This is a genomic window from Roseateles oligotrophus (assembly GCF_014204525.1).
In the GTDB taxonomy this organism is placed as follows: Bacteria; Pseudomonadota; Gammaproteobacteria; order Burkholderiales; family Burkholderiaceae_C; genus Paucibacter_A; species Paucibacter_A oligotrophus_A.
Window position 1 is genome coordinate 121,625 of the sequence record NZ_JACHLP010000009.1, and the last position, 16,595, is coordinate 138,219.

13 protein-coding genes are annotated in these 16,595 nt (G+C 66.6%); 6 read left to right on the forward strand and 7 right to left on the reverse strand.

The features are described from left to right. Positions 1–219 precede the first annotated feature (219 nt). Positions 220–6,186: an alpha-2-macroglobulin family protein gene (locus tag HNP55_RS19900; RefSeq protein ID WP_184303472.1), complete on the forward strand. Its 5,967-nt coding sequence runs from the start codon at positions 220–222 to the stop codon at positions 6,184–6,186. Further along, positions 6,183–8,288: a penicillin-binding protein 1C gene (gene pbpC / locus HNP55_RS19905; protein WP_221439697.1), complete on the forward strand. Its 2,106-nt coding sequence runs from the start codon at positions 6,183–6,185 to the stop codon at positions 8,286–8,288. The genes HNP55_RS19900 and pbpC overlap by 4 nt, the downstream gene beginning before the upstream one ends. Before the next feature lie 6 nt (positions 8,289–8,294). On the opposite strand, the gene ydiK is transcribed toward pbpC, so the two are convergent. Beyond that, positions 8,295–9,383, reverse strand: a complete 1,089-nt coding sequence (gene ydiK, locus HNP55_RS19910) for an AI-2E family transporter YdiK (RefSeq protein WP_184303474.1) — start codon at positions 9,381–9,383, stop codon at positions 8,295–8,297. Positions 9,384–9,440: 57 nt separating this feature from the next. On the opposite strand from ydiK, the gene ybaK reads away from it, so the two are divergent. Genes ybaK through HNP55_RS19925 form a run of 3 tightly spaced genes read left to right on the forward strand, consistent with a single transcriptional unit; the run spans position 9,441 to position 11,016 of the window. After that, positions 9,441–9,935: a Cys-tRNA(Pro) deacylase gene (gene ybaK, locus HNP55_RS19915; protein WP_184303476.1), complete on the forward strand. Its 495-nt coding sequence runs from the start codon at positions 9,441–9,443 to the stop codon at positions 9,933–9,935. A gap of 6 nt (positions 9,936–9,941) precedes the next feature. Next, on the forward strand, positions 9,942–10,655 hold the full coding sequence (gene plsY, locus HNP55_RS19920; protein WP_184303478.1) for a glycerol-3-phosphate 1-O-acyltransferase PlsY: 714 nt from the start codon (positions 9,942–9,944) through the stop codon (positions 10,653–10,655). Position 10,656: 1 nt separating this feature from the next. Next, positions 10,657–11,016, forward strand: coding sequence for a RidA family protein (locus tag HNP55_RS19925; protein ID WP_184303480.1), 360 nt, complete (start codon positions 10,657–10,659; stop codon positions 11,014–11,016). Here the strand turns inward: HNP55_RS19925 and HNP55_RS19930 are convergent. After that, positions 11,000–12,283: a M56 family metallopeptidase gene (locus HNP55_RS19930; RefSeq protein WP_184303482.1), complete on the reverse strand. Its 1,284-nt coding sequence runs from the start codon at positions 12,281–12,283 to the stop codon at positions 11,000–11,002. The two genes, HNP55_RS19925 and HNP55_RS19930, sit on opposite strands and share 17 nt — an antisense overlap. Further along, positions 12,276–12,650 (reverse strand): BlaI/MecI/CopY family transcriptional regulator, encoded by a 375-nt coding sequence (locus HNP55_RS19935; RefSeq protein WP_221439698.1) that lies wholly within the window; start codon positions 12,648–12,650, stop codon positions 12,276–12,278. Before HNP55_RS19935 ends, HNP55_RS19930 begins: the two co-directional genes overlap by 8 nt. A gap of 116 nt (positions 12,651–12,766) precedes the next feature. Here HNP55_RS19935 and HNP55_RS19940 point away from each other — a divergent pair, with 116 nt between their 5' ends. Continuing rightward, the gene (locus HNP55_RS19940; RefSeq protein ID WP_184303484.1) at positions 12,767–13,114 is read left to right on the forward strand and encodes a glutaredoxin family protein; all 348 of its coding nucleotides are present in this window, start codon (positions 12,767–12,769) and stop codon (positions 13,112–13,114) included. 109 nt (positions 13,115–13,223) lie between these two features. On the opposite strand, the gene HNP55_RS19945 is transcribed toward HNP55_RS19940, so the two are convergent. The 4 genes from HNP55_RS19945 to HNP55_RS19960 all read right to left on the reverse strand — a co-directional run bounded on the left by HNP55_RS19945 (position 13,224) and on the right by HNP55_RS19960 (position 16,591). Next, positions 13,224–13,856: an L-threonylcarbamoyladenylate synthase gene (locus HNP55_RS19945; protein WP_184303486.1), complete on the reverse strand. Its 633-nt coding sequence runs from the start codon at positions 13,854–13,856 to the stop codon at positions 13,224–13,226. Positions 13,857–13,877: 21 nt separating this feature from the next. After that, positions 13,878–14,738, reverse strand: a complete 861-nt coding sequence (locus HNP55_RS19950; RefSeq protein WP_184303488.1) for a sterol desaturase family protein — start codon at positions 14,736–14,738, stop codon at positions 13,878–13,880. 95 nt (positions 14,739–14,833) lie between these two features. Continuing rightward, positions 14,834–15,484, reverse strand: coding sequence for a PEP-CTERM sorting domain-containing protein (locus HNP55_RS19955; RefSeq protein WP_184303490.1), 651 nt, complete (start codon positions 15,482–15,484; stop codon positions 14,834–14,836). Between the two features lie 213 nt (positions 15,485–15,697). Continuing rightward, positions 15,698–16,591 (reverse strand): 3',5'-nucleoside bisphosphate phosphatase, encoded by an 894-nt coding sequence (locus tag HNP55_RS19960; protein WP_184303493.1) that lies wholly within the window; start codon positions 16,589–16,591, stop codon positions 15,698–15,700. Positions 16,592–16,595: the final 4 nt, after the last annotated feature.

The following is a 16,595-nucleotide window of genomic DNA, read 5'->3' on the forward strand; positions in this document are numbered from 1 at the left end:
GGTGGTGGCGGCGAGGAGCTGAGGCTGGCGATGGCGGGCAGGGCGCTCATGCCCGCTATTCAGCGCATATGGCGAGAGCAAAGTTTAGGTCAAGCGGGGGGACCTGCCCGCCGGGCGCTGGATGCGGATATTTCGAGCCTCAAAGCCTGCGCGCCCAGGCCAGGGAATGCCGTGGAATGGGCCTAGACTTCCGCCCAAATCTACCGCGTGGGAGGGCCGATGAGCCAGCGTTTGAAGAAAGTTCTGCCGCAAGTCAAGGTCGGCCGGGTCTGGGCGGCCGCGCTCCTGGGCCTGCTGGCCGGTGTTTGGCCCGGGCAAGCCGCCGTGGCGGCAATGGTGGCGATGACGCCCTCGGGCCAGGTCAGCGACTTGCGCCAGCTGCGCCTGGTTTTCTCCGAGGCCGTGGTGCCGGCCGGCGATCCGCGCCTGGCCGCCCCGGGCGAGTTGCGCTGTGCGGGCCAAGCCAAGCCCGTGGCCGGCGATGGGCGCTGGGCCAGCGAGCGCGAGTGGTTGTTCGATCTGCGTGAACCCCTGGCCGCGCAGAGCCGCTGCACGCTCAAGCTCAGCGAGGACTTCAAGCCCCTGGCCGGTGTGACGCTCAGCGGCGCGCGTGAATTTTCCCTGCGCAGCGGCCCGGCCCTGGTCGTGCGAACCCATCCCTGGGAGGGCAGCCAGATCGAGGAGGACCAGCACTTCCTGCTGCAGTTCAACGGCGTGGTCAGCGATGCGGACCTGGCCCAGCGGGCCTGGTGCGAGGTCGAGGGCCTGGGCGAGCGCCAGCCGGTCAAGCGGGTCAAGGGCCCGGTCCTGGAGGCGGTGCTGAAGTCCGAGGGGATCGGCGCAGCACAAGCCGCCCGCGCCGTCCTGCTCAGCTGCCAGCGCCCGCTGCCGCCGGACGCCCATGTGCAAATCAAATGGCAGCATGCCGAACAAGGAGGCAAGGGCGCCAGCAAGGCCGAGACGGGCGTGCAGCGCTTCGAGTTCCAGGTGCGCCGCCCCTTCAGCGCCGAGTTCACGTGCGAGCGCGAGCGGGCCAACACGCCCTGTCTGCCGATCCGGCCTCTGCGTGTGCTCTTCAGCGAGCCGGTGCCGCGCGAGCTGGCCCTGCAGCTCAAACTGCAGCCCAAGCGTGGCGCGGCCATCGCGCCAAGCCTAGACAAAGACAATAAGGAAGCCGAACTCAGCGAGGCTAGCTTCCAAGGCCCGTTCGCCGAGAATGCCGAGTTCAGCATCGTCCTGCCCAAAGGGCTCAAAGACCGCAGCGGCCGGCCGCTGAGCAATGCCGACAGCTTCACGGCCCTGAAGGTGCAGACCGCTAGCGCGCCCCCGCTGGCCAAGTTTGCGGCCGCGCCTTTTGGCATTCTGGAACGCGAGGCCAAGGGCCCCGCCATCCTGCCCATCACCATGCGCCATGTGCAGAGCGACTGGGCGGCCGGGCCGAACAAGGCCTCGCCCGGCGAGATCCGCATCAAGCGGCTGCAAAGCGATGCCGAGGTGCTGGCCTGGTACGCCAAGCTCAAGCGTTATCACGAGTCCGTGCTGCCGGCCCGTGAGTTGGGCCTGCCGGCCTCGGAATGGGAGGAAATCGTGCCCGGCCAGGATGCTCGTGGCAACCCGGTCGATCGCAAGGTGCCGCGCTATGTGCACAGCCGCGAGGCCTCCTTGCTGCAGCGCGAAGCGGGCACCGAGACCCTGGCCCTGCCGGCCCCGGTCGACGGCAAGGCGGGTGAAGCCCGGCCCTTCGAGGTGATAGGCCTGCCCCTGGCCCAACCCGGCTACCACGTGGTGGAGCTGAGCTCGCGCCGCCTGGGCCAATCGCTGCTGGACAAGGCCGCGCCCATGTATGTGCGCACCGGGGTGCTGGTCACCAATCTGGGCCTGCACTTCAAGCTGGGCCGGGAGAACAGCCTGGTCTGGGTCACCAGCCTGGACAAGGGCAAGCCGGTGGCCGACGCCGAGGTGGCGGTGAACGACTGCCGCGGCAAGCGCCTGTGGGCCGGCCGCACCGATGGCCAGGGCCTGGCCCGCATCAGCGAGAGCCTGGATGAATTGAGCTTGAAGAAAGGTCGCAATGGCAAGGAGCGCTGCGAGGCCGAATACGGCCTCTTCGTGACGGCCCGCAAGGCCGACGCGCAAGGCCAGACCGATATGGCTTTTGTGTTCAGCAACTGGAACAAGGGCATCGAGTCCTGGCGCTTCAATCAGCCGACCTCCAGCCAGCGCGAGCCCGATGTGCGGGCCCACACGGTGCTGGATCGCAGCCTCTTGCGGGCCGGTGAGACCGTCTCGATGAAGCACTTCTTCCGGCTGGAAAACAGCCAGGGCCTGGCCCTGGCCACCGCGGCCCAGCTGCCCGATCAAGTCACGCTCACGCACGAGGGCAGCGGCCAGCAAATCGTCTTGCCTCTCAGCTGGCCCAGCCCGCGCAGCAGCGCGACGCAGTGGCAGATTCCGGCCAATGCCAAGCTAGGCAGCTACAGCATCACGCTGGAGCGTGGCGCCGCCAAGTCTGGCCGGCAGGCCTGGCATAGCGGCAGTTTCCGTGTCGAGGAGTTCCGCCTGCCCCTGATCGACGCACGCCTGAGCGGCCCCAAGACCTTGCCCATCGCGCCTGCTGAGCTGCGCCTGAGCGCCCAGCTCAACTACCTCTCCGGCGGCGGGGTGGCGGCGGCGCCGCTCAAGCTCTCGGCCGTGCTGCGGTCTCGAACCGTGCAGTTTGCGGGTTATGAGGAGTTCAATTTCTCGCCCCCGGCCAGCGACGACGGCAAGGCCAGCCGGTCGGCCAGGGAGCCCATGGAGGAGGATGAGGCCGAGGCCAGCCGCCCGCGTGACAGCAAGCTGGTGGCCGACAAGCTGGCCACGCTGACCGACCGCAACGGCGCGGCCGAGGTCTTGCTGAAGACGCTGCCCAAGATCGATCAGCCCAGCGAGCTGCAGGCGCAGATCAGCTTTGCCGACCCGAATGGCGAGACCAAGACCGCCTCGCAGAGCTTCAATCTCTGGCCCGCCAAGCTGGTGCTGGGCTTGAGGGCAGGCAGCTGGGGCAGCAATCGCGGCAAGATCAAGTTCAGTGCCCTGGCCCTGGACACGGCCGGTAAACCACAAGCCGGCCAGCGCCTGGAGGTGCGTGCCCGCCTGAACCAGACCCTCAGCAGCCGCAAGCGCATGGTGGGTGGCTTCTATGCCTACGACAACCATGTGGAGCGCAAGGACCTGGGCGCCCTGTGCAGCGGCACGAGCGATGCGCACGGCCTGCTCCACTGCGAGTCCGAGCTGGACGCTGCGGGCGAGGTGGAGCTGATCGTTCAAGCCAAGGACGCCGATGGTCGTGCCGTGCAGGCCGCCACCACCGCCTGGCTGACCCGCCAGGGCGAGCTCTGGTTTGCGCAAGACAACGACGATCGCATCGACGTGCTGCCCGAGAAAAAGCGTTACGAGCCCGGCGAAACGGCCAGGCTGCAGGTGCGCATGCCTTATCGCGAGGCCACGGCCCTGGTCGCCATCGAGCGCGAGGGCGTGATCGAAACGCGCCTTGTCACCCTGCGCGGTGACGACCCGACCATCGAGCTCAAGATTGACAAGGCCTGGGCGCCTAATGTTTTTGTCAGTGTGCTGGCCCTGCGCGGCCGCATCCATGAAGTGCCCTGGTACAGCTTTTTCAGCTGGGGCTGGAAGGCGCCCATCAACTGGTGGCAGGCCTGGCGCGAGTCGCGCAACACGCCGGCGCCGACGGCCCTGGTCGATCTGGCCAAGCCCTCCTTCAAGCTGGGCGTGGCCCCTCTGCAGGTCGGCCTGGCCGAGCATCAGCTGCAGGTGACGGTGAGCACTGATAAGGTTCAGTACAGCATCCGCCAGAAAGTGCAGGCCCGTATCAAGGTCGAGCAGAACGGCCGGCCACTGCAGGACGCGGAAGTGGCTTTCGCGGCGGTGGACGAAGGCCTGCTGCAGCTGGGCCCCAACGATTCCTGGGACCTGCTCTCGGCCCTGATCCAGCCGCGCAGCTGGGGCGTGGAAACCGCCTCGGCGCAGAGCGAAATCATCGGCCGCCGTCACTATGGTCGCAAGGCCGTGGCGGCCGGCGGTGGCGGCGGCCATGCGGCCACCCGCGAGCTGTTTGACACCTTGCTGCTCTGGCGGGCCGTGGTCAAGCTGGACGCCCGGGGCGAGGCCGTGGTCGAGGTGCCGCTGAATGATTCGCTGACCAGCTTCCGCCTGGTCGCCGTGGCCGATGCCGGGGCGCAGAAATTCGGCAGCGGCCAGACCACGCTGCGGGTGACGCAGGACTTGCAAGTCTTGTCCGGCCTGCCGCCGCTGGCGCGCGAGGGCGACCGCTTCCAGGCCATGGTGACGGTGCGCAACAGCACCACGCGGGCGATGAAGCTGCGCGCCACGCTGCAAGGCCAGGTGCCAGGAAGCAGCGAGCCCCTGAAGCTGGCCCCGCAGGAGCTGAGCCTGGCCGCCGGTGCGGCGCAGGAGCTGCAATGGCCCGTGACGGTGCCCGAGGGCGCCCAGCGCATCGATTGGGAGCTGGCGGCCCAAGAGCTGGGGGGCAGCAATGCCCAAGACCGCGTCAAGCTCAGCCAGCGCGTCGTGCCGGCCGTGCCCTTGCAGGTCTTGCAGGCCTCGCTGAACCAGCTGGACGGCAAGCTGAGCCTGGCCCTGGCCCCGCCCGCCGATGCCTTGCCAGTCAGTGGCCCCAAGCAGGGCGGCGTCAACATCAGCCTGCTGCCGCGCTTGGGCGGCGAGCTGCCCGGCCCGCGCCGCTTCTTCGAGACCTATCCCTACAGCTGCCTGGAGCAGCAGAGCTCCAAGGCCCTGGGCCTGCATGACGAGGCGCAGTGGCAGGCGGTGATGGCCAAGCTGCCGGGCTATCTGGATGCCGAGGGCCTGGCGCATTACTTCCCGCCGCGCGCCGAGGCTGGCGCCAGCGGCAGCGAGCGCCTGACCGCCTATCTGCTGGCCGCCGCCCAGGAGGCGGGCCGTGAGATCCCCGCGGCCGCGCGTCAGCGCATGCTGGACGGCTTGCAAGCCTATGTGGAAGGGCGTTTGGTTCGGGCCTTCTGGACGCCCAAGCCCGGCCAGTTGGACGGCGAGGTGCGCCGCCTGAATGCCTTGGAAGCCTTGTCGCGCTACGGTCGGGCCTCGCCCGCCTTGCTGAGCACGGTGGACGCCAAGGCCTTGCCCACCTGGCCCACGGCCGCGGTGCTGGACTGGCTGCAGATCCACCAGCGCCTGAAGACCGCGCCCGAGCGCGACAAGCGCCTGGCCGAGGCCCAGAACCTGCTGCGCAGCCGCCTCACTTACGCCGGCACGACGCTCAAGTTCAGCAACGAGGAGGGCGATGCCTGGTGGTGGTTGATGGACAGCGCCGACGCCAATGCCGCGCGCCTGATCCTGGCCCTGGTCGACGAGCCGGCCTGGGCGCAGGAGCTGCCGCGCCTGCTGACGGGCCTGCTCGGCCGCCAGCGCCAGGGCGCCTGGTCCACCACCACGGCCAATCTCTGGGGCGTGCTGGCGCTGGACAAGTTCAGCGCGCGGTTTGAAAAGACGGCGGTCGCCGGCCAGACCGTCGCCAGCCTCGGGAGCCAGACGCAGAAGTTTGATTGGGCCGTCAAACCGGCCGGGGGTCAGTTCTTGCTGCCCTGGCCTGCGGCCGCAAACGGCAAACTCGAGCTGACTCAGGAAGGCGCGGGCAAGCCCTGGGTGACGCTGCAATCCTTGGCTGCCGTGCCGCTGAAGTCGCCGCTTTACTCGGGCTACCGCATCACCCGCACGCTGCAGGCGCTGGAGCAGAAGCAGGCCGGCAAATGGAGCCGTGGCGATGTGATCCGGGTGCGCCTGGAGCTGGAAGCCGCCAGCGATATGACTTGGGTGGTTTTGTCCGACCCCTTGCCCACCGGTGCGGCCGTGCTGGGCTCGGGCCTGGGCGGGCAGAGTTCCTTGGTGGCCGAGAACGATGCCGACAAGGCCAGCAGGAACACGGTTTGGCCCAGCTACGAGGAGCGTGCCTTCGAAGCCTGGCGCGGCTACTTCGAGTATCTGCCGCGCGGCAAGCACCAGATCGAGTACACCATTCGCCTCAACAATGCCGGCCGTTTCCAGCTGCCCGGCACTCGGGCCGAGGCCATGTATGCGCCGGACAGCTTCGGCGTCTTGCCGCAGCAGCAGATGGAGGTCCTGCCTTGAGAGCGTGGGTGATCGCGCTGCTGTTTTTCAGCGTTAGCGCCCAGGCCCAACCCAGCTTTCAGTCCGTGAAGGCCGCCCACCGAGTCTCGGACTTCACCCTGCTGGACCGACGCGGCGAGGCCTTGCAGACCCTGCGCCTGGACCTGCAGCGCCGCAGCCTGGACTGGTTGGCCCTGGAGCAGATGTCGCCCGCGCTTTTGCAGGCCTTGCTGCTGGGCGAGGACCGGCGCTTTTACGAGCACAGCGGGGTGGACTGGAGTGCGGTCGCGCGCTCGGCCTGGGCCAATCTGTGGAACAGCCGCACACGCGGCGCCTCCACCCTTACCATGCAGCTGGCCGGCCTGATCGACGAGGGCCTGGCCCGCCCGGCCGGTGGCCGCAGCCTGACGCAGAAGATCGGCCAGGCCTTGCTGGCCACACGCCTGGAGCAGCGCTGGAGCAAGGCGCAGATCCTGGAGGCCTACCTCAATAGCGTGCCGCTGCGCGGCGAGCTGGTGGGCGTCAACGCCCTGGCCCAGACCCTGTTCGCCAAAAGCCCGGCGGGCTTGACGGCGCAGGAGGCCGCCCTGGTCGCGGCCATGGTGCGCGCGCCCAATGCCGGCCCGGTCTTGCTGGCCCAGCGGGCTTGCGCGCTCTTGCAAATGCCCGAGATGGGGCAGGGCGGCCCCGCCTGGAACTGCGCGCCGCTGCGTGGCCAGATCGAGGCCTTGCTGGCCCGCCGCGCCAGCCCGGTGCTGGGTCCGCAGCTGGCGCCCCACTACGCCCGCCGCGAGTTGAGCGCCGAGGGGCCGTCGCGCCAGCGCAGCACGCTGGACGCCGGCCTGCAGCGCCTGGCCTTGCAAAGCCTGAAACAGCAGCTGGCCGAGCTCTCGGGCCGCAATGTGGAGGACGGCGCGGTGCTGGTGCTGGACAACGCCAGCGGCGCCGTGCTGGCCTGGGTGGGCAGCAGCGGCGAGGCCTTCTCCCTTGCTGCCCAGGTGGACGGGGTGCTGGCGCGGCGCCAGCCGGGCTCCACCCTCAAGCCCTTTATCTACCAGCTGGCGCTGGAGAAAAAAATCATCACCCCGGCCAGCCTGCTGGACGACTCGCCGGCCCAGATCGCCACGCCCGCCGGCCTCTATCTGCCGCAGAACTATGACAAGAGCTTTCGGGGTTATGTCTCGGCCCGCGCGGCCCTGGGCAACAGCCTCAATGTGCCGGCCGTCAAGCTCGCCGCCATGCTGGGGGTGGACCCGGTCTTTGCCCGCCTCAATGCCCTGGGCCTGGACCTGCGCGAGAGTGCCGGCTTTTACGGCCTCTCCCTGGCCCTGGGCAGCCCAGATGTGAGCCTGCTGGCGCTCAGCAATGCCTATCGGACGCTGGCGCGCGCTGGCTTGTACAGCGAGGCGGCAAGCACTAACGCCGCACCGGCTCGCCAAGTGCTGGACCCGGCGGCCAGCTTCATCGTCAGCGATATGCTGGCCGACAACAATGCCCGCGCTCTCAGCTTCGGCCTGGACAGCCCGCTGGCGACGCGCAGCTATGCGGCCGTCAAGACCGGCACCAGCAAGGATATGCGCGACAACTGGTGCCTGGGCTATAGCTCGCGCTACACGGTGGGCGTGTGGGTGGGCAATGCCAGCGGCGCGCCCATGCATGGGGTCAGCGGCATCAGCGGCGCGGCGCCCGTCTGGGCCAGGCTGATGCGCTATCTGCACGAGGGTCGGCCCTCCATCGCGCCCAAGCCGCCGGTGGGCCTTGTGAAACAGCCGGTGAGCTTTGAGGCCCAGCGCGAGGCGGCGCGCGAGGAGTGGTTCATGGCCGGCACCGAGCAGGCGCAGATGCGGGCCAGCGCTCAGATGCAGGGCCAGACCCAGCAAGGCATTGCCAGCCCGCGCGATGGCAGCATCTTCGCTCTGGACCCCGACATCCCGCCCCAGGCCCAGCGCCTGCGCTTCTCGGGCCAGGCCGGGCGTTGGGAGCTCAACGGCAAGACCCTGGGCCAGGGCACGCAAGTGTTCTGGTCCCCCTGGCCCGGCAAGCACCGTTTGCGCTTGCTGGACGGGCGGGGTCGGGTCTTGCAGCAGCTGGGCTTTGAGGTCAGGGGGGCGACGGTCAAATAGGCCGGGTCAAGATTGCTTGGCTTCGGCCTGGCCTTCTTTCGGCATCTGATCCCCAATCCAGGCCAGGGTCAGGGTGTAGGTCACGGCCAGCACCACCGGGCCGATGAAGAGGCCCACCAGGCCAAAAGCCAGCAGGCCGCCGATGACGCCGGCAAAGATCAGCAGCAGGGGCAGGTCGGCGCCTTTCTTGATCAGCCAGGGGCGCAGGACGTTGTCCAGCAAGGTGATCAGCGTGGTGATGACCAGCAGCACCGTGCCCCAGGTCGGCTCGCCCGACCAGTACAACCAGGCCACGGCCGGGCCCAGCACCAGCACCACGCCGATCTGGGCCAGGCAGGCCATGAACATCACGGCCGTCAAGAGGCCCGCAAAAGGCACGCCCACCAGCAGCAGGCCCAGGCCGCCCAGGGCGGACTGCACCATGGCCGTCACCACCAGGCCCAGGGCCACGCCGCGTATGGCTTGGCCCGCCAGGGTGATGACTTGATCGCCCTGGGTGCCCGCCAGGCGCAGGGCAAAGCCGCGCACGCCGCGTGCCGCGCTTTCACCGTAGAGGTAGAGGATGGCCGCGATCGCCACCGTCATCATGAACTGCATGCCGATCAGGCCCAGATTGCCGGCCTGCGAGGCCACCCACTTCAGCGAGCTGCCGAAATAGGGCTTGATCATGCCGACGATGGGGCCGACGCCGTCCACCGCCACCCGGTGCCACAGGCCGCCCAGCGTCTCGCCCACCAGGGGCAGGCCCAGCAGCCATTGCGGCGGCTCGGGCAGCTTGGCCTCGCTGAGCGAGTTGAACAGGGTGACGACGCTGTCGGCATGGGTGACCACCGTGCTCAGGGCCACGCTGAGCGGCACGAACAAGAGCAGCAGCAGGACCAGCACCATCACCGAGGTGGCCAGGCCGCGCCGGCCCCACAGCCGCGCCTGCACCGCGCGCATCATGGGCCAGGTGGACACCACCACCATCGTGGCCCAGATCAGCGGGCCGAGAAAGGGGCGCATCACCCACAAGGACATGAAGAGCAGCAAGGCCACGCTCAGCAGGGCCAGCAGATTGCGGGTCAGTTCGGGTTTGGGAGATTGGACGCTCATGGCTTTGATGGTGATGTGTGGCCTGGATTCTGACCTCAGTCTGAGAAAATATTCGCCATGAGCAAGAAAACCGTTCACGTCAGCGAGACCCCGGCCACCCAGTTGCTGCGCCAGCACAAGATCGCCTTTACCGAGCATGTGTACGACTATGTGGAGCATGGCGGCACGGCGGAGTCCTCGCGCCAGCTGGGGGTGGCCGAGCACGAGGTGGTCAAGACCCTGGTGATGCAGGACGAAAAGGCCCAGCCCCTGATCGTGCTGATGCATGGCGACCGCCAGGTCAGCCTGAAGGAGCTGGCGCGGCAAATCCCAAGCAAAAAAGTCGAGCCCTGTAGACCTGAGGTGGCGCAGCGCCACAGCGGCTACATGGTCGGCGGCACCTCGCCCTTTGGCACGCGCAAGACCATGCCGGTGTTTGTGGAGGCCTCGATTCTGGAGCTGCCGCGCATCTGCATCAATGGCGGGCGGCGTGGTTTCCTGGTCGGCATCCCGCCGAAATTGCTGCTCGATCTGCTGGCGGCCCGGCCCGTGCATTGCGCCAGTGCAGAATAGCGCCCCATGCAAGACACCTTATTTCCTCTCTTGGCCGCGCTGGGCGGCTACCTCATCGGCTCGCTCTCCTTTGCCGTCATCGTCAGCCGGGCCATGGGCTTGTCGGACCCGCGCAGCTATGGCTCGGGCAACCCCGGCGCCACCAATGTGCTGCGCTCGGGCAATAAGGCCGCGGCCATCCTGACCCTGGTGTTCGACGCACTCAAGGGCTATGTGCCGGTGCTGCTGGTGGGCTTGTTTGGTGCCCGCTGGGGCCTGGGCGAGGGCACGGCGGCCCTGGTCGGCCTGGGCGCTTTTCTCGGCCATCTGTGGCCGCTGTTCTTCCGCTTCGAGGGCGGCAAGGGCGTGGCCACGGCGGCCGGCGTGATCCTGGCGCTCAACCCCTTGCTGGGCCTGGCCACGCTGGCCACCTGGCTGATCATTGCCTACTTCTCGCGCTACTCCTCGCTGGCCGCCCTGACCGCCGCCTGCTTCGCGCCCTTCTACGAGATGCTGATCTGGGGTACCGGCCCCATCGTCGGCGTGCTGCTGCTGATGGCCTTGCTGCTGGTGTGGCGCCACGAGGCCAATATCAAGAAGCTGTTGAACGGCACCGAGAGCAAGATAGGCCAAAAAGCCGCCGCCGCGGCGCCGGCCGGCAGCAGCAAGAAACATCCGCATGGCCAGGGCCCCAAGCCTGCCGGCCATTCGCACCACCATTCCAAAAAGAAAGGTTCCTGAAATGTCTGCTAACTCTTCAATTCAGCGCTTCGACGTCGGCGCTCGCATGTCCGAGATGGCCGTCTACAACGGCGTGGTCTATCTGGCCGGGCAAATCCCCGAGGATGCCAGCCAGGACATCCAGGGCCAGACGGCCCAGGTGCTGGCCGCCATCGACGCCTTGCTGGCCCGTGCCGGCTCAGACAAAACCAAGATCCTGCGCGCCCAGATCTTCATTGCCGACCTGGCCGATTTCCCCGGCATGAACGCCGCCTGGGATGCCTGGGTCGTCCCCGGCCACACGCCACCCCGCGCCACCGTCGAGGCCAAGCTGGCCCGGCCGGAGTGGAAGGTGGAGATCGTGGTCACGGCTGCGGTTTGAGGGCGGAGGCGGGAATCAGATTGACCACCCGCTCCAAGGCCAGTGCAGGGCCCTGGGCTGCGGAAGTCACTTGCATCTGCATCAGCTGACCCGCCGCTCCAATCTGGGTGTGCCAGCCCGTATGGGCTTGCAAAGGGCGGCCGTCACTGAAGCGGCTGTGAATGCGCAAGTCGCCTGAGGGTTCTTGCGTCACGGTTGTCACGATGCGCCAAGCACCGTTCGCGTCACCCTGATCCCACTCGACCGTGGCGGGCACGTTCAGTGCTGTGATCAGGCGTGGTTGCGCGACTTTCTCTCCGTTGAAGCTCATCGTCAGCTTCAGTTCCACCAGCTGCTTGTCTGGCGCTGGTTCCGCCTGCGCCAGATAGGCGCCGCCCAGGCCGCTGAGCAGCAGAAGGCCGAGCAAGCCCTGGCTTGCGTGCCGCCGCAGCGCTGAGTGGGGGGCGTGGGTTTTCAACATGGCAATCCTTTCAATCAAAGGGTGGGTGGTGGGAAGCATCCAGGAGCAACTGCCGGGGGCCAGCATGGGCCGCAAGCCCTGGGCGGCCAGCAAGGCCTTGGCATAGGCCGCACGCTGGGTTGGACGGCGCTGCAGCACCGCGGCATCGCAGGCCAGTTCTTGATCGTGTCGCAGGCGCCGCCAGGCCAGCCAGGCCAAGGGGTTGAACCAGTGCAGGCAGCAGAGCAGGCAGGCCAGCAGGTTCCAGGCGTTGTCGCACCGGCGTTGGTGTTGCAGCTCATGGGCCAGGATGAGGCGGCGCTCGGCCGGCGTAAAACGCTGCTCGAAGTCCTGGGGCAGGGCGATGCGGCCGGGCCAAACGCCGATCAGCGCTGGGCTGGCGCCTGCCGGGAGGCGGGCAAGCTTGCTGGCGCGGGCCCGCGAGCCTGGCTTGGGCCAGATCAGCTGTTGATTGACGGCGCGCTGCCGGCGCCACTGCATCGCCGTGACGAGCACTGCACCCGCAGCCCACAAGCTCAACAGCAGCAGTTCGCTATTGCCGGCGCTTGCCGGCAAGCGGCCCAGCACGGCGGCTGCCATGCCCTCCGAACCCTGCGCCGCACTCCCCCAAAAAACTTGTACCGGCTCCTGCGCAGGCCGCGGCAAGCAGGTGCTCAGCAACAGGAGAGGCAGCAAGGCCCAGCTTTTGCGTGCGGCGTCGGGGCCCGCCAGGCGCAGCAGCCAGGGGCGCAAAGCCAGCACAAGGATGACGCCCAGACTGAGCAGCAGGCTTTGGCGAAGCAGGAGCGTGAAGAGGGACTCAATCATGATCCAGGTCTTTAAGCAGGCGTTTGAGTTCGGCCACATCGCTGGGCTTGAGCCGGCCCTGGGCCGAGAACTGCGCAAGCAGGGGTGCCAGGCGGCCACCGAACAAGCGGTCCAGCAACTTGCTGCTTTGCTCGCCCACCCAGTCCTCTCGCCTCAAGACAGGGGAGTAGAGGTAACGCCTGCCTTCGGCCACGGCGCTGATCGCACCCTTGTTGAGCAGGCGGTTGATGAGCGTCTTGACCGTGGCCAACTGCCAGGCCTGCTGGTCCTTCAGGGCGACGGCAATTTCTTCGGTGGACAAGGGGCTGCTGTTCCACAGCACCTCCATCACCTGGGCCTCGCTATCGCTGATACTGTTCATCGCCATGATTCGATTACGCGTGTAAACATGATGGATTGTTTACGGATGTAATCGATCTTGTCAAGCGAAGAAACCTTGTGAGATCAGAGACCGAAATGCCTGCGCGCCCCTTGCTTCCCCCCATGCTTCGCCAGCTACTGCCGCTGGGCCTCATCCTGGCTTTGGTGATGGGGGCAACGCATTGGCTGCAGTCCTCGCATCGGCAAGTCCAGGCTCAGGTCTTGCGCGAGCTGGCCCGCCCCGGCGACATCCGCATGATCTCCTCCACCACCTGCGTGTTCTGCGAGAAGGCGAGGCGCTGGCTGGTGGCCGAGTCCGTGCCCTTCGAGGAATGCTTTATCGAAACCGACGCGGCCTGCATGGCCGAGTACCGGGCGCGCGGCGCGCGTGGCACGCCGACGATGGTGGTGCGCGGCCAGACCCAGCTGGGTTTCGACAAGGAAGGGCTCAGTCAGGCCTTGCGGCCCTGATACGGTTTTGCCTTCAAACGCATAACTTCGTTGGTTTGCCTTGCCGTGCTACAGCACTGTCTGCGGCATGCCGCCTTGTTCTACGCTTGAATGCAAAACCGTATGAGCGTCAGTCGAAGCTGAGCCCCAGCTTGTCTGGGTCGCCCTGGCCGCGCCGCACCAGCACCGGCTCGTCGCCGCTGAGGTCGATCACCGTCGTGGGCTGCAGGGCGCAGGCACCGGCGTCGACGATGACTTGCAGCAGCTTGTCAAAGCGGGCCGAGATGTCGGCCGCGTCGTTGAGCGGCTCGTCCTCGCCCGGTGGGATCAGGGTGGTGGCCAGCAGGGGTTGGCCGAAGATGGCCAGCAGCTCCTGCGTCACCTTGTGGTCCGGCACCCGCAGGCCCAGGGTGCGGCGCGAGGGGTGGGAGAGGCGGCGCGGCACTTCTTTCGTCGCCTCCAGGATGAAGGTGAAGGGACCGGGCGTGGCCAGCTTGAGCAGGCGGTATTGCCGGTTGTCGACCCGCGCGTAGCTGGACAGCTCGCTGAGGTCGCGGCATAGCAGGGTCAGGTGGTGTTTGTCGTCCACGCCGCGGATGCGGCGCAGGTTCTCCACCGCCGACTTGTCGTCCAGGCGGCAGACCAGGGCGTAGCTGGAGTCGGTGGGGATGGCCGCTATGCCGCCCGCCTGCAGGATCTGCGCGGTCTGCTTGAGGAAGCGGGCTTGCGGGTTGTCGGGGTGGACTTCGAAGGTTTGAGCCATGGATCTATTGTGGCAGCTGCTTCATTCCTGTACTGCGCGAACGGCCGGACTGGTTTTGCCGGGGCGGAAAGGGTGGAAGAGCTGGGCCGGCAAGGTCTCGGGCAGGACATCCTCGATGCCATAGGTTTTGGGGAAGGCGTCCTTGGGCAGGTAGTGGGTGCCGAACAGCCGGTCTATCCAGGGAAACAGGGCGGCAAAGTTCTTGTTCACGACGGATGCGTCGTCGTTGGCATGGTGCCAGTGGTGGAAGGCGGGGCTGGTGATGAGCTGCTCCAGCGGCCCCAGGCGAATCTTGCTGTTGCTGTGGATGAAGAAGGCCCACAAGGTATTGAGGCCCGTGAAGAGGATCAGATTCATGTCTACGCCCTGTTGGGTGTCCAACTGCACCAGGCCCAGAAAGAACAGTGGAGTGAAGCTGACCGTGCGCGCGAACACCAGATCCAGGGGGTGGGCGCGCGTGTTGACCAACCAGTCCAGCTGCTTGGGGCTATGGTGGATGGCGTGCAGCCGCCACAGGTCGGGCCAGTGATGGGACCAGCGGTGGGCCCAGTAATAGGCGATTTCTCCAATGACCAGGGTGGCGGCCAAACGAACCGGCGTTGGCAGCTCGCGCATCAGCGCAAACCAGGATGGCGGCAGCAGCACATGGCCTGTTGCGACGACCATGGCCGTGGTCAAGACCATGAAGAACGCGGGGGTCAGGCAGCCAAGAAAATAGTAGCCCAGGTCTTGCAGCCAGTGCTCCCTCAGTACCGGCTGTTTGCGCAGCGTTGCCAGCCGCTCCAAGGGCAGCATCAGGGCCGCGCCCAGGAATAGCCAAAAAAAGGCGGCAATCAGGCGTAGATGGAAGCTGCCGATCATGTCGGCCCATTGCTCAATCATCTTGTTCTCCCTGGAGGGCAGATCGGCATCTGCAGTGCATCCGGCGCCTGGCAATGATGCAAGGCGCCGGGCAGAACCCGGGCGGGGCCCTGCGATCAGCCTTGTTGCTTGCGGCGGCTGATGAGGGCACCGATGCCGATCAGACCACCCAGCATCAGCGCGTAGCTGGAAGGCTCGGGCACGGCGGCTGCGGCCGTGAGGCTGACGCCGTCCAGGTTTAGGATTTCGGGGTTGGCCCCGGCACCAAAGACGGCGAGGAACTTCAGTTGCTGGGTTGTGGCGGAGGCGGTGAATTGCATATTGTTGAGCTTCCAGCCGAGGCCGGGCTGGGTGTTCACGCCGGACTTGGCAGCGCTGTCGCCCAAGCTCACATCCCAGTGGTCCCAGGCTCCCGAGTTGGTGTGATTGGACATGGAATAGAAGCTCAGATCATAGGTCTGACCCACGACCAGCCCGCTGATGCTTTGTGTCAGTCCACCCACGCTGAAGCGTGGGGCATATGCTTTCAGTGACATGACGCCAAAGTAATCGCCCCCTTCTGGGGAAGGTGTGGCGCCATAGCTCTTCCAGCGCTCACCACCTGGTGTGATGAAAGACCAGTTGGTGGGTGCGGTGTAGTTGGTGTAGCTGTTGCCGGTCATGCCGTTCATGCTGCCGTTTTTCACCAGATTTGTGGCAGCAGAGGCATGGGTGACTGCCAGAACGAGGGCAGAAAGCGCCAGGGTGTTGTGGATAATTTTTTTCATAAATGATTAAATTGATGCACTTTAAATAACTCGATCTACCTGATGAGTTCTATCAATTTAACCATTTTTGCTGGATTGAAAAACCTGTATTCGAGGGACTTGACATCGAAGTGATAAAAACTACCGATTGCGAACCAAGCTGTGCAAGACCATCGGGTTTGGCCGACAGGGCTGGGCAATGGAGGGGCGCGGTCACATGCCACTGCTGCCCGCTTACCGCGGCCAGTGAATCCTGTCCCGCAGCAGTTCCCAGATGGGCTTGAGTCGGCCCGACAAGCCGTCCAGCCGCCCCAGATCAACCCGGCTTTCCTCGGGCGAGTGGAAGTCGGAGCCGCGTGAGGCGTAGAGATCGAACTCCAGCGCGGTCTCGGTGTACTTGATGGCTTCGGCGGCGGAGTGGCTGCCGGTCACGACCTCGATGCCACGGCCGCCATGGCCCATGAACTCGGTGATCAGGGCGTATTCCTCGGTGGGCGTGAAGGCGTAGCGGGCCGGGTGGGCAATCACCGCCTGACCGCCGGCCTCATGGATCCAGCGCAGGGCATCACTGAGCTTGGCCCAGCGGTGCTCCACATAACCCGGCTTGCCCTCGGTGAGGTAGCGGCGGAAGACCTCGCTCACATCGCTGCAATGGCCGGACTCGACCAGAAAGCGGGCGAAGTGGGTGCGCGAGATCAGCTCGGGGTTGCCGACGAATTTGAGCGCGCCTTCGAATGCGCCCTTGATGCCTACCTGGGCCAGGCCGGCCGCCATCTCGCGGGCGCGCGGCTCGCGGCCGCCACGGGTATTGCGCAGGCCTTCGATCAGGGCGGGGTTCTGGTGCTCAAAGCCCAGGCCCACGATATGGACCACGCGGCCGGCAAAGCTGACCGAAATCTCCACCCCGGTCAGATAGGGCAGGTCCAGGGACAGGGCCGTGTCCAGCGCGCGCTGCTGACCGCCGACTTCGTCGTGATCGGTCAGTGCCCACAGCTCCACGCCCTGGGTCTTGGCGCGGCGGGCCAGTTCTTCGGGCTGCAAAGTGCCGTCCGACACGCGCGAGTGGCAGTGCAGATCGGCATTGGTGCTGACGTCGAGGGCGCAGCGCGGGCTTGGGGTTTGCTTCACCCGG

Coding starts and splice junctions, on each gene's coding strand:
- HNP55_RS19925 (WP_184303480.1), top strand. CDS start 10,657: ATGTCTGCTAACTCTTCAATTCAGCGCTTCGACGTCGGCGCTCGCATG.
- plsY (WP_184303478.1), top strand. CDS start 9,942: ATGCAAGACACCTTATTTCCTCTCTTGGCCGCGCTGGGCGGCTACCTC.
- HNP55_RS19930 (WP_184303482.1), bottom strand. CDS start 12,283: ATGATTGAGTCCCTCTTCACGCTCCTGCTTCGCCAAAGCCTGCTGCTC.
- HNP55_RS19955 (WP_184303490.1), bottom strand. CDS start 15,484: ATGAAAAAAATTATCCACAACACCCTGGCGCTTTCTGCCCTCGTTCTG.
- HNP55_RS19945 (WP_184303486.1), bottom strand. CDS start 13,856: ATGGCTCAAACCTTCGAAGTCCACCCCGACAACCCGCAAGCCCGCTTC.
- HNP55_RS19940 (WP_184303484.1), top strand. CDS start 12,767: ATGCTTCGCCAGCTACTGCCGCTGGGCCTCATCCTGGCTTTGGTGATG.
- HNP55_RS19935 (WP_221439698.1), bottom strand. CDS start 12,650: ATGGCGATGAACAGTATCAGCGATAGCGAGGCCCAGGTGATGGAGGTG.
- HNP55_RS19900 (WP_184303472.1), top strand. CDS start 220: ATGAGCCAGCGTTTGAAGAAAGTTCTGCCGCAAGTCAAGGTCGGCCGG.
- ydiK (WP_184303474.1), bottom strand. CDS start 9,383: ATGAGCGTCCAATCTCCCAAACCCGAACTGACCCGCAATCTGCTGGCC.
- ybaK (WP_184303476.1), top strand. CDS start 9,441: ATGAGCAAGAAAACCGTTCACGTCAGCGAGACCCCGGCCACCCAGTTG.
- HNP55_RS19950 (WP_184303488.1), bottom strand. CDS start 14,738: ATGATTGAGCAATGGGCCGACATGATCGGCAGCTTCCATCTACGCCTG.